10 protein-coding genes (1 of these 10 cut by a window edge) are annotated in these 12,136 nt (G+C 61.7%); 8 read left to right on the top strand and 2 right to left on the bottom strand.

The features are described 5' to 3' along the window. The first annotated feature begins 2 nt into the window (after positions 1-2). Together N1937_RS19795 and N1937_RS19790 are read left to right on the top strand one after the other, a co-directional pair. Positions 3-863, top strand: coding sequence for a carbon-nitrogen hydrolase family protein (locus tag N1937_RS19795; protein ID WP_260056813.1), 861 nt, complete (start codon positions 3-5; stop codon positions 861-863). Beyond that, positions 860-1,288: a DUF1178 family protein gene (locus N1937_RS19790; RefSeq protein ID WP_170281904.1), complete on the top strand. Its 429-nt coding sequence runs from the start codon at positions 860-862 to the stop codon at positions 1,286-1,288. The genes N1937_RS19795 and N1937_RS19790 overlap by 4 nt, the downstream gene beginning before the upstream one ends. Before the next feature lie 83 nt (positions 1,289-1,371). Here the strand turns inward: N1937_RS19790 and ubiG are convergent, their stop codons facing one another. Continuing rightward, the gene (ubiG, locus tag N1937_RS19785; RefSeq protein ID WP_260056812.1) at positions 1,372-2,118 is read right to left on the bottom strand and encodes a bifunctional 2-polyprenyl-6-hydroxyphenol methylase/3-demethylubiquinol 3-O-methyltransferase UbiG; all 747 of its coding nucleotides are present in this window, start codon (positions 2,116-2,118) and stop codon (positions 1,372-1,374) included. A gap of 297 nt (positions 2,119-2,415) precedes the next feature. Between ubiG and N1937_RS19780 the strand changes: the two genes are divergently transcribed. The 6 genes from N1937_RS19780 to clpB all read left to right on the top strand — a co-directional run bounded on the left by N1937_RS19780 (position 2,416) and on the right by clpB (position 11,973). Then, positions 2,416-3,690, top strand: coding sequence for an aspartate kinase (locus N1937_RS19780; protein ID WP_011653679.1), 1,275 nt, complete (start codon positions 2,416-2,418; stop codon positions 3,688-3,690). Positions 3,691-3,779: 89 nt separating this feature from the next. Then, positions 3,780-6,047, top strand: a complete 2,268-nt coding sequence (ptsP, locus tag N1937_RS19775; protein ID WP_260056811.1) for a phosphoenolpyruvate--protein phosphotransferase — start codon at positions 3,780-3,782, stop codon at positions 6,045-6,047. Positions 6,048-6,076: 29 nt separating this feature from the next. Next, positions 6,077-7,156, top strand: a complete 1,080-nt coding sequence (prfA, locus tag N1937_RS19770) for a peptide chain release factor 1 (protein ID WP_170281902.1) — start codon at positions 6,077-6,079, stop codon at positions 7,154-7,156. Next, the gene (prmC, locus tag N1937_RS19765) at positions 7,153-8,013 is read left to right on the top strand and encodes a peptide chain release factor N(5)-glutamine methyltransferase (RefSeq protein WP_260056810.1); all 861 of its coding nucleotides are present in this window, start codon (positions 7,153-7,155) and stop codon (positions 8,011-8,013) included. The genes prfA and prmC overlap by 4 nt, the downstream gene beginning before the upstream one ends. Positions 8,014-8,355: 342 nt before the next feature. Next, positions 8,356-9,120, top strand: coding sequence for a DUF4167 domain-containing protein (locus N1937_RS19760; protein WP_260056809.1), 765 nt, complete (start codon positions 8,356-8,358; stop codon positions 9,118-9,120). Between the two features lie 252 nt (positions 9,121-9,372). After that, complete coding sequence (gene clpB, locus N1937_RS19755; protein ID WP_170281899.1) at positions 9,373-11,973, top strand: ATP-dependent chaperone ClpB; 2,601 nt, start codon at positions 9,373-9,375, stop codon at positions 11,971-11,973. Between the two features lie 64 nt (positions 11,974-12,037). On the opposite strand, the gene N1937_RS19750 is transcribed toward clpB, so the two are convergent. Beyond that, positions 12,038-12,136, bottom strand: the final stretch of a protein-coding gene (locus tag N1937_RS19750) for a M23 family metallopeptidase (RefSeq protein ID WP_017966399.1). The gene runs 1,842 nt beyond the window's last position; the window shows 99 of its 1,941 coding nt (coding positions 1,843-1,941); its start codon lies off the right edge, out of view; its stop codon occupies positions 12,038-12,040.

Here is a 12,136-nt window from a genome sequence, read left to right as displayed (position 1 = left end):
CGATGAGCTTCAAGGCTGCCGCCGTCCAGATGTGCTCCGGGGTCGATCCGGTGAAGAATGCTGCGGCCATGGCGCGGCTGGTGCGCGAGGCCGCTGGCCAGGGCGCGACCTATGTACAGACGCCTGAAATGACCGGCATGCTGCAGCGCGACCGTACGGCGGCACGCGCCGTGCTTGCCGACGAGGCGCATGACATCATCGTCAAGACAGGCTCAAATCTCGCTAGAGAACTCGGCATCCACATGCATGTCGGTTCGACGGCGATCGCCCTTGCCGACGGCAAGATCGCCAATCGCGGTTTCCTGTTCGGTCCCGACGGCAGGATTCTCAATCGCTACGACAAGATCCATATGTTCGACGTCGACCTCGACAATGGCGAGAGCTGGCGTGAAAGTGCTGCTTATACAGCCGGCACGGAGGCCCGCGTCCTGTCGCTGCCCTTTGCGGAAATGGGCTTCGCGATCTGCTACGACGTGCGTTTCCCTGCACTCTTCCGCGCCCAGGCCATGGCCGGCGCTGAAGTGATGACGGTTCCCGCCGCCTTCACCAAGCAGACCGGCGAGGCGCATTGGGAGATCCTGCTCAGGGCACGCGCGATCGAGAACGGGGTCTTCGTCATCGCCGCTGCGCAGGCCGGCCGGCACGAGGACGGGCGCGAGACTTTCGGCCATTCGATGATCATCGATCCCTGGGGCACGGTAATGGCGTCCGCCGGCGCCGCCGGCGAGGCGGTCATCGTCGCCGAGATCGATCCCGGCGCGGTCAAGGCCGCGCATGACAAGATCCCGAACCTGAGGAATGGCCGGGAATTCTCGGTCGAGAAGATTGTGGGGGCAGCAGTCGCCGGAGGCGTCGCCGCTTGATCCGCTATTCCCTCACCTGCGACAATGCCCATGAATTCGAAGGCTGGTTTTCGGAAAGCGCCGATTTCGATCGTCAGGTCGAATCCGGTTTCCTGACCTGCCCGGTCTGTCATTCCGCCGCCATTTCCAAGCTGTTGATGGCGCCGTCGGTGTCGACGGCGCGGAAGAAGGACGAGATCCAGACGCTGGCAATGGATGCCATGCGCCGCGACGCCCTGCAAAAACTCAAGGAGGCCGTCGCAGCGGTCAAGGCCAATTCCGAGGACGTCGGCACGCAATTTCCCGAGGAAGCCCGCAAGATCCACTATGGTGAGGCGGATGCCCGCGGCATCATCGGCCAGGCGACGGTCGACGAGGCGCAGGCGCTCTTGGAAGAGGGCATCGAGATCGCAGCCATTCCCGTCTTGCCGGAAGACGTGAACTGACATGAAGTTCACGCCGCCTGCTGTCCACGATTTCGGCCTGCGTATCGCGCTGAAAATTTAGCCGGCTTATTGTTGGGCGGCAGCTATGCCGGCCGCTTTGCCAGCAGCATATAATTCACGTCCATATCCTTAGACAGGGTCCACTGGTTCGACAGCGGATTGAAGAAGACGCCGGTCCGGTCGGTGATCTCAAGGCCGCTTGCCACCAGCGGCTTTTCCAGTTCTTCCGGGCGCACCAGCTTTTCGTACTGATGCGTGCCGCGCGGCAGCCAGCGCAGAATGTTCTCGGCGGCGAAGATGGCAAGCGCTGCCGCCTTCATCGTGCGGTTGATGGTGGCAACGAAGATCAGGCCGCCGGGGCGGACCATTTTCGCGCAGGTGGTCATGAAGAATTCGACATCGGCGACGTGTTCGACAACTTCCATATTCAAGACGATATCGAAGGTCTCGCCAGCATCCGCAAGCTCCTCGGCGGTGACGGCGCGATAGTCGACCGAAACGCCGGAGGCTGCGGCATGGGTGGAGGCGATGCCGATATTCTTCTCGGACGGATCGGCGCCGACGACGGAGGCGCCCATGCGGGCGACAGGTTCGGACAACAGGCCGCCACCGCAGCCGATATCCAGCACGCGCAAACCCTCGAGCGGGCGCGCGCTTTTCGGATCATGGCCGAAATTCTCGCAGGCCTTGTCTCTTATATAGGCGAGCCGGACGGGATTGAATTTGTGCAGTGGTTTGAACTTGCCGGTCGGGCTCCACCATTCCGTCGCCATCGCCGAGAAGCGGTCCACTTCGCCCTGGTCGATCGTGCTTTTGGCGCCGTCCGTCATCGTCCACTCCTTCATCTGTGACATGTGAAGTCGGATGATCGGGGGCATAAGTCAAGGGGCGCAGATCAGGGGATTGGTGAGCGCGGAACCGCTCGCCAATAGCTTTTATCGCGCGTGCTTGCCTCCCCCCGCCAAACTCGCTAAGAGACGCCGCAACTTGGGGTCTTTGGGGCCTGGGCTTTTAGAGCGGTTCCGGAAGTTGGGAATCCGGCTCTCTGGCCCAAGTGGTCTGCCCCAGAGCTTTCGTGATGCCGGGTCCGGTTTTCCGCTTTCCGGCGCCAGTCGTGGTAGAGGCATATGGCACGCATCGTAATGAAATTCGGCGGCACGTCCGTCGCTGACCTGGACCGCATCAAGAACGTTGCCCGCCACGTAAAACGCGAAGTCGATGCCGGGCACGAGGTGGCGGTGGTCGTCTCGGCCATGTCCGGCAAAACCAATGAACTGGTCGGCTGGGTCCAGGGCACGCCGAAGGTGATCGGCGCCAATTCTCCGTTTTACGATGCGCGGGAATATGATGCGGTGGTGGCATCGGGCGAGCAGGTAACCTCCGGTCTGCTGGCGATCGCATTGCAGGCAATGGATATCAATGCGCGTTCCTGGCAGGGATGGCAGATCCCGATCCGCACCGACAACGCGCATGGCGCGGCACGGATCATGGAGATTGACGGCTCTGACATCGTCAAACGCATGGGCGAGGGGCAGGTCGCCGTGATCTCCGGCTTCCAGGGGCTGGGACCCGACAATCGTATCGCGACGCTCGGGCGCGGCGGATCGGACACTTCGGCGGTCGCAATCGCGGCAGCTGTCAAGGCGGATCGCTGCGATATCTATACCGATGTCGACGGCGTCTACACGACCGACCCGCGCATCGTGCCGAAGGCGCGCAGGCTGAAAAAGATCGCCTTCGAGGAAATGCTGGAAATGGCCTCGCTCGGCGCCAAGGTACTACAGGTGCGCTCGGTCGAGCTTGCCATGGTACACAAGGTGCGCACCTTCGTGCGCTCATCATTCGAAGATCCCGATGCTCCGGGCATGGGCGATCTGTTGAACCCGCCCGGAACGCTGATTTGTGACGAGGATGAAATCGTGGAACAGGAAGTAGTCACCGGCATCGCCTATGCCAAGGATGAGGCTCAGATCTCGCTTCGCCGTCTTGCCGACCGGCCGGGCGTTTCCGCAGCGATCTTCGGGCCGCTCGCCGAATCCCATATCAATGTCGACATGATCGTCCAAAATATTTCCGAGGACGGGTCGAAGACCGACATGACCTTCACCGTACCGTCAGGCGACGTCGAGAAGGCGATCAAGGTGCTCGGCGACCATAAGGAGAAGATCGGCTACGATGTCGTGCAGAACGAATCGGGGCTGGTGAAAGTATCGGTCATCGGTATCGGCATGCGCAGCCATGCGGGCGTTGCCGCTACCGCATTTCGTGCACTTGCCGAAAAAGGCATCAACATCAAGGCGATCACCACCTCCGAGATCAAGATTTCCATCCTGATCGACGGTCCCTATGCAGAACTCGCTGTCAGGACTTTGCATTCCTGCTACGGTCTGGATAAGAATTGATTCCCAGCGGGCGGCCTGCCCCTTCAGGTTGAGGAGATGAGGCCGGCCCGCCGGGAACTAAGTGCGTTGTTTCGGGAGCTTGAGACGCCATGAGAGACCTTTCCGGCGGTCCGCGCGTGCTGCTCAGGCGGCTGCGCGAGTTGATGGCGGAGCCGCTGGAGCCGCAGGAGCGTCTTGACCGGATCGTTCGCCAGATCGCCGGCAACATGGTGGCGGAGGTTTGCTCCGTCTATGTGCTGCGCGCCGACGGCGTACTCGAACTCTATGCGACCGAAGGCCTCAACCGGGAGGCCGTACACTTGGCGCAATTGAAGATGGGGCAAGGCCTGGTCGGCACCATCGCGGCCTCGGCCCAGCCGTTGAACCTTTCCGACGCGCAGTCGCACCCTGCCTTCCGCTACCTGCCGGAAACGGGCGAAGAAATCTACCATTCCTTCCTCGGCGTGCCGATCCTCAGGACCGGGCGCTCGCTCGGTGTTCTCGTCGTACAGAACAAGGCAAGCCGCAACTATCGCGAGGAAGAGCTGGAAGCGCTCGAGACGACGGCGATGGTGCTTGCAGAGATGATCGCCACCGGCGAGCTCAAGAAGATTACCAAGCCAGGCCTCGAACTCGACCTGACGCGTTCGGTCACCGTCGACGGCGATACGTATAATGACGGCATCGGCCTCGGTTACGTCGTGCTGCACGAGCCGCGCATCGTCGTCACCAATCTGCTGAACGAGGATACCGAGAAGGAAATCCGGCGGCTGGCCGAAGCCATGGGATCGCTGCGGATTTCGATCGACGACATGCTGTCGCGTCGCGACGTGTCGATGGAAGGCGAGCATCGCGAAGTGCTCGAAACCTATCGCATGTTTGCGCATGACCAGGGCTGGGTGCGCAAGCTCGAGGAGGCGATCCGCAACGGCCTGACGGCGGAAGCGGCGGTCGAGAAGGTGCAGAGCGACACCAAGGCGCGGATGATGCGATTGACCGACCCTTATCTGCGCGAACGCATGCATGATTTCGAGGATCTGGCGAACCGTCTGCTCAGACAGTTGACCGGTTATACCGGCCGGACGACCGCCGAAGGTTTCCCCAGCGATGCGATCATCTTGGCGCGCGCCATGGGAGCAGCCGAACTGCTCGATTATCCGCGTTCCAATGTCCGTGGGCTGGTGCTGGAAGAAGGGGCGGTGACGAGCCACGTGGTGATCGTCGCGCGCGCTATGGGTATTCCGGTCATCGGTCAGGCAGCGGGCGTGGTGGCGCTCGCCGAGAACGGCGATGCCGTGATCATCGACGCCGACGAGGGACATGTGCATCTGCGGCCGATGGCCGATCACCGGCGTTCCTACGAGGAAAAGGTTCGCTTCCGGGCCAGGCGGCAGGAGCAGTTCCGGGCGTTGCGCGCCGTCGAGCCGGTGACCAAGGATGGGCAGCGGATCGCGCTGATGATGAATGCCGGCCTGCTGGTCGACCTGCCGCAGCTTTCGGAATCGGGCGCCGAGGGCATCGGCCTGTTCCGCACCGAGCTGCAGTTCATGATCGCCTCCACCATGCCGAAGGCGGAGGAGCAGGAGCAGTTCTACCGCAATGTGATAAAGCAGGCGGCGGGCCGAACCGTCACCTTCCGTACGCTCGATATCGGCGGCGACAAGGTCGTGCCGTATTTCCGTGGCCATGAGGAAGAAAATCCCGCCCTCGGCTGGCGCGCCATCCGGTTGTCGCTCGACCGGCCGGGGCTGTTGCGCACCCAGTTGCGCGCCCTGCTGAAGGCATCGGCCGACACCGAGCTGAAGCTGATGGTGCCGATGGTGACCGAGGTTTCCGAGCTGAGGATGGTGCGCGAGCTGTTGCAGAAGGAAGTGCAGCATCTGTCGCGTTTCGGCCACGGGCTGCCGCGCAAGCTGCAATTCGGCGCGATGCTGGAAGTGCCTGCCCTGCTTTGGCAGCTCGACGAGCTGATGGAGGCGGTCGATTTCGTCTCGGTCGGTTCGAACGATCTCTTCCAGTTCTCGATGGCGGTCGATCGCGGCAATGCGCGGGTCTCGGACCGCTTCGATCCGCTCGGCAAGCCGTTCTTACGCATCCTGCGCGATATCGTGCGCGGGGCGGACCGGAACAAGACACCGGTGACGCTCTGCGGCGAACTCGCCAGCAAACCGATCTCGGCGATGGCGCTGCTCGGCATTGGTTTCCGCTCGATCTCGATGTCGCCGGCCTCGATCGGACCGGTGAAGGCGATGCTGCTCGGGCTCGATGTCGGGGCGCTGACGAAGGCGATGGACGAGGTGCTGGACGATCACCACGCCTTGATGCCGATGCGCGAGGTGCTTGCCCGCTTCGCCGAGAGCCACAATATTCCCCTTTAGACAGAGATTAAGAAGAATCGGAGTGAAGGGTGGCGAAGCTTCCCGTTGAAAAGATGCGCGAGCTGGAACGCCGTTTCGGCGAGATCGAGGCGCGCATGTCGGCTGGCCCGGCTGCCGATGTCTATGTGAAGCTCGCATCCGAATATTCCGAGCTGCAGCCTGTCGTGACGAAGATCCGCGTCTATGAGAAGGCGATCGCCGAGCTTGCCGATCTCGAAACGCTGATCGAGGACAGGTCGGTCGACCGCGAGATGCGCGACCTTGCCGAGCTGGAGCTGCCCGAGGTGAAAGAGCAGATCGAGGCGCTGGAACAGGAGATGCAGATCCTGCTTCTGCCGAAGGACTCAGCCGACGAAAAGAGCGCGATCCTCGAAATCCGCGCCGGTACGGGCGGCTCGGAAGCGGCCCTTTTCGCCGGCGATCTGTTTCGCATGTACGAGCGCTTTGCCGCGGAAAAGGGCTGGAAGGTGGAGGTGCTCTCGGCGAGCGAGGGCGAAGCCGGCGGCTATAAGGAAATTATTGCGACGATCACCGGCAGGGGCGTCTTCGCCAAGCTGAAATTCGAATCCGGCGTGCACCGCGTGCAGCGTGTGCCGGAAACCGAGGCTGGCGGGCGCATCCATACGTCGGCGGCAACAGTTGCTGTGCTGCCGGAGGCCGAAGAGATCGACGTCGAGATCCGGCCTGAGGATATCCGCATCGACACGATGCGCTCTTCGGGTGCGGGCGGCCAGCACGTCAATACGACGGACTCGGCAGTGCGCATCACCCACCTGCCGAGCGGCATCGTCGTCACCAGCTCGGAAAAATCGCAACACCAAAACCGCGCCAAGGCGATGCAGGTGCTGCGCTCCAGGCTCTACGATGCCGAGCGGCAAAGGGCCGACAGCGAGCGCTCTGCCGATCGCAAGAGCCAGGTCGGCTCCGGCGACCGCTCGGAACGCATCCGCACCTATAATTTCCCGCAGGGGCGGGTGACGGACCATCGCATCAACCTGACGCTCTATAAGCTCGACCGGATGATGGAAGGCGAGATCGAGGAGGTCGTCGACGCACTGATGGCCGATTACCAGGCCAGCCAGCTGGCGCAGCTCGGCGAGCAACAATGAGCTCGACGGTCGCCGATATCCTTGCCGATGCGCGCCGCCGCTTCACCGAAGCAGGTATTGTCGACCCGGCGACCGATGCGCGGCTGCTTGTCGCGGGCCTTCTGAAACTGTCGCCGACCGAGCTGTTGACGCGATCGGCCGAGAGGCTTTCTGCTGAGCAGGCCGAATTGATTTTCAAGGCGCTGGAGCGGCGGCTTGGTCATGAGCCGGTGCATCGTATCCTCGGCGAGCGGGAATTCTATGGCCTGCCACTCCGGCTCTCGGCGGAAACGCTGGAGCCGCGGCCGGATACGGAAATCCTGGTCGATACGGTTCTCGTCTATCTCAAAGACCTTGCAAAGGCGCAAAGCCGTCTCCATATCCTTGACATGGGAACTGGGACCGGGGCGATATGCCTTGCGCTTTTGAGCGAATGTCCTGATGCGTCAGGTGTCGGCAGCGACATATCGGCGGATGCACTTTTGACGGCAAGATCGAATGCAGAAAGAAACGGGTTGCAGGATCGTTTTCAGGCCGTACAGTCGAATTGGTTCGAGGACATCCAGGGATCCTTTCACGCGATTGTCTCAAATCCGCCCTATATTGCTTCCAATGTCATTCTCGATCTCGCGCCCGAAGTGACCAAATTTGATCCGGCTGCGGCTCTGGATGGCGGCCCGGATGGGCTTGACGCTTACAAAGCCATAGCCAAGGATGCGGCAAGGTTCATCAGGCCCGATGGGGTCGTCGGACTGGAGATCGGCTACGATCAGCGAAACGACGTGACGGCGATCTTTGAAGCGAAAGGCTTCAGGTGCCTCAAATCCGTGAAAGATTATGGTCAGAACGACAGGGTGCTCGTGTTCGCGCTCGTGTGAGAGACGATAATGCGGCATTGAACAGGACATTATTGTTATTGCGAAGAAAAGGCTTGGATTTCCCGGTGAAGCAATATAGGTTGCGGTCACGTGTTGGGCAGATAGGAATGAACGAGATTCGTTCGGTACTTGGTTTGCCTCGGGGGTCCGCTCTTTTAAACGAGAGTTTCAACGGTTGAACACGACCCAATGCGTGAATCAGTCAAACTGACTTGAGAACCAAGCGGCAGGTCGGCGCAAAGGCGCAGTATGCTCGCGGCACAAAGGTCCTGACCCGGTTTTCCGGTCATGGCGGTTGGTGCCATGTATCCATCACAAACAGAGAATTCAGGTGAACGATCTATGAGGCCAGGACAGCAGAACAAGCGCGGTCGAGGGCGTGGCAACAATAACAACGGCGGCGGTGGCGGCGGCGGTGGAAATAACAATAACAACAATTTCAACCGCAAGGGCGGCAATCCGCTGACCCGGACCTATGACAGCTCCGGCCCCGATGTGAAGATTCGCGGTACTGCGCAGCATATCGCCGAAAAATACGCACAGCTCGCCCGCGACGCCCAAAGCTCCGGCGACCGCGTGATTGCCGAGAATTATCTGCAGCACGCCGAACATTATAATCGTATCATTGCCAGCGCCCAGGCGCAGATGCAGGAACGGTTCCAACGCGACGACCGCGGCGAGTACAATGATCGAGACGGTGCGGACCGCGACGGCGACGATATGGACAACAATGAGAATGACAATGACGGCGACGATGTCGTTATCGTCCAGCCGCCGCAGAGCAGGCCGCACCAGCCGCAGCAGAGCAGACAGCACCAGCCGCAGGCACAGCCGAAGCCGGTGGCCGCTCAGGCGCCTGCACCGGCACCCCAGTCCGAGGTCATCGATGGAACCGGCCCGCAGCCGGAGATCGAAGGCATTCCGGCCGAGGTCGCCATGGACGAGGAAGGTGCCGGCGGCCAGCCGCGTGAACGCCAGCCCCGCCGCCGCAGCACCGGCAGCCGTCCCCGTCGCCCGCGTCGCGGCGCTGAGGGCGAAGAAGCAGCCGCTGAAGGCGAGGGTGCCTCTGCCGAGGCGCCAGTGCTGGCTGACGTCGCATCGGAATGAGGATTTCGCTTCCCCTTCAAGGGAAAGCGTGAAATTCATGCCATCTGCTCGAATTGCCTTGAAAATCCCCGGTCTTGTACCGGGGATTTTCATTTTGCGGGCTCTTTAAACTCGCAGAACAGGCTACCATATTCTCTTCGAACTGCTTCGCCCGAATCCCAGCTGGGCAAAGCGCGACCTGCCTTTTCAGGGGGTCGATCTCAATCATCGGTCTGCGCCTCGTCAGGGCAGGGCGATCCATGGAGGTAGAATATGAATATCGAGAAATATTCGGAGCGGGTGCGCGGTTTCATCCAGTCCGCCCAGACCTATGCGCTGGCGCAGGGGCATCAGCAATTTACACCCGAACATGTGCTGAAAGTTCTGCTCGATGACGATCAGGGCATGGCCGCGTCGCTGATCGAGCGCGCCGGCGGCGATGCCAAGGCTGCCCGCCTGGCCAATGACGCGGCTCTCGCCAAGTTACCGACGATCTCCGGCGGCAACGGCAACATCTATCTGGCACAGCCGCTCGCCAAGGTGCTTTCGACCGCCGAAGAAGCGGCGAAGAAGGCCGGCGACAGCTTCGTTACCGTCGAGCGCCTGCTGCAGGCGCTGGCGATCGAATCCTCTGCCTCGACCTTTTCGACGCTGAAGAATGCCGGCGTGACGGCCCAGGGTCTTAACCAGGTCATTAACGACATCCGCAAGGGGCGGACGGCGGATTCCTCCAATGCCGAGCAGGGTTTCGACTCGCTGAAGAAATTCGCACGCGATCTCACCGCCGAAGCCCGTGAGGGCAAGCTTGACCCGGTGATCGGCCGCGACGACGAAATCCGCCGCACCATCCAGGTGCTTTCGCGCCGCACGAAGAACAATCCTGTGCTGATCGGCGAACCCGGCGTCGGCAAGACGGCAATCGTCGAGGGCCTGGCGCTGCGCATCGTCAACGGTGACGTGCCGGAATCGCTCAAGGACAAGAAGCTGATGGCGCTCGACATGGGCGCGCTGATTGCCGGTGCGAAATATCGCGGCGAGTTCGAGGAGCGGCTGAAGGCCGTGCTCAATGAAGTCCAGGCGGAAAGTGGCGAAATCATCCTTTTCATCGACGAGATGCACACGCTGGTCGGCGCTGGCAAGGCGGATGGGGCTATGGACGCTTCCAACCTGCTGAAGCCCGCCCTTGCCCGCGGTGAGCTGCATTGCGTCGGCGCCACCACGCTCGACGAGTATCGCAAACATGTCGAGAAGGATCCGGCCCTGGCCCGCCGATTCCAGCCCGTCGTCGTTGATGAACCGACGGTCGAAGACACGATCTCGATCCTGCGCGGCCTGAAGGAAAAATACGAGCAGCATCACAAGGTGCGCATCGCCGATGCCGCGTTGGTGGCCGCGGCGACACTTTCCAATCGCTATATCACCGACCGTTTCCTGCCCGACAAGGCCATCGACCTGATGGACGAGGCGGCTGCGCGATTGCGCATGCAGGTGGATTCAAAGCCGGAAGAACTCGACGAACTCGACCGCCGGATCATGCAGCTGAAGATCGAGCGCGAAGCGCTGAAAAAGGAAACGGACGTCGCGTCCGCCGACCGTCTGAAGCGGCTGGAAACTGAAGTGACCGATCTCGAGGAACAGGCCGATGCGCTAACGGCTCGCTGGCAGGCGGAAAAGCAGAAGCTCGGCCTTGCCGCCGATCTCAAGAAGCAGCTCGACGATGCCCGCAACGAACTGGCGATCGCCCAGCGCAAAGGCGAATTCCAGCGTGCCGGCGAGCTAACCTACGGCGTGATTCCGGATCTCGAAAAGCAGCTCGTCGATGCCGAGAAGCAGGATGGCGAACGCGGCGCGATGGTCCAAGAGGTCGTCATCCCCGACAATATCGCCCATGTCGTTTCCCGCTGGACCGGCATTCCGGTCGACAGAATGCTGGAGGGCGAACGCGACAAGCTGCTTCGGATGGAAGACGAGCTGGCGAAATCGGTGATCGGCCAGGGCGATGCGGTTCAGGCCGTGTCGCGCGCCGTCCGCCGCGCCCGCGCCGGCCTGCAGGATCCGAACCGGCCGATCGGCTCGTTCATCTTCCTCGGCCCGACCGGCGTCGGCAAGACGGAGCTCACCAAGGCGCTCGCCCGCTTCCTCTTCGACGACGAAACGGCGATGGTGCGCATGGACATGTCGGAATATATGGAGAAGCACTCCGTTGCCCGGCTGATCGGTGCGCCTCCCGGCTATGTCGGTTATGATGAAGGCGGAGCGCTGACGGAAGCCGTGCGCCGCAGGCCCTATCAGGTCGTGCTGTTCGACGAGATCGAAAAGGCGCATCCCGACGTCTTCAACATCCTGCTGCAGGTGCTGGACGACGGGCGTCTGACGGACGGTCAGGGCCGGACGGTCGATTTCCGCAACACGATGATCATCATGACCTCGAACCTCGGCGCCGAATATCTGACGCAGCTAAGGGACGGCGACGACAGCGACACGGTTCGCGAGCAGGTGATGGAGGTCGTGCGCGGGCATTTCCGGCCGGAATTCCTGAACCGCATCGACGAGATCATCCTCTTCCATCGCCTGAAGCGCGAGGAGATGGGCGCGATCGTCGATATCCAGCTGAAGCGGCTGGTGGCTCTGCTGTCCGAGCGCAAGATCGTCATCGATCTCGACGAGGAAGCCCGCCACTGGCTGGCGAACAAGGGTTACGATCCGGTCTACGGCGCAAGACCGCTGAAGCGGGTGATCCAGAAGTTCGTGCAGGATCCGCTGGCCGAGCAGATCCTGTCCGGCCAGGTGCCGGACGGATCGACTGTCACGGTGACGAGCGGTTCGGACCGGCTGCAGTTCAGGACGAGACAGACGGTGAGCGAAGCGGCGTAAGCCGGTTTGCCGGATGAACGAGAAATGGCGGCTTCGGCCGCCATTTTCGTTGGTGGTCGAGACGCTACTTGCTCGCCACCTGGTCCGGAGTCTGGTTGTTCAGCAGCGTATCGATGCGTTTGCGCTCGTCTTCGAATTTCGCCAGCGCCTCGCCCTGCAGCGA

The organism is Rhizobium sp. WSM4643, assembly GCF_025152745.1.
In the GTDB taxonomy this organism is placed as follows: domain Bacteria; phylum Pseudomonadota; class Alphaproteobacteria; order Rhizobiales; family Rhizobiaceae; genus Rhizobium; species Rhizobium leguminosarum_I.
The sequence above is the reverse complement of the archived record's forward strand: the minus strand, read 5'-3'. Positions and strand labels throughout refer to the sequence as shown.

Coding starts and splice junctions, on each gene's coding strand:
- prmC (WP_260056810.1), top strand. CDS start 7,153: ATGAGCTCGACGGTCGCCGATATCCTTGCCGATGCGCGCCGCCGCTTC.
- N1937_RS19760 (WP_260056809.1), top strand. CDS start 8,356: ATGAGGCCAGGACAGCAGAACAAGCGCGGTCGAGGGCGTGGCAACAAT.
- N1937_RS19780 (WP_011653679.1), top strand. CDS start 2,416: ATGGCACGCATCGTAATGAAATTCGGCGGCACGTCCGTCGCTGACCTG.
- clpB (WP_170281899.1), top strand. CDS start 9,373: ATGAATATCGAGAAATATTCGGAGCGGGTGCGCGGTTTCATCCAGTCC.
- ubiG (WP_260056812.1), bottom strand. CDS start 2,118: ATGACGGACGGCGCCAAAAGCACGATCGACCAGGGCGAAGTGGACCGC.
- N1937_RS19795 (WP_260056813.1), top strand. CDS start 3: ATGAGCTTCAAGGCTGCCGCCGTCCAGATGTGCTCCGGGGTCGATCCG.
- ptsP (WP_260056811.1), top strand. CDS start 3,780: ATGAGAGACCTTTCCGGCGGTCCGCGCGTGCTGCTCAGGCGGCTGCGC.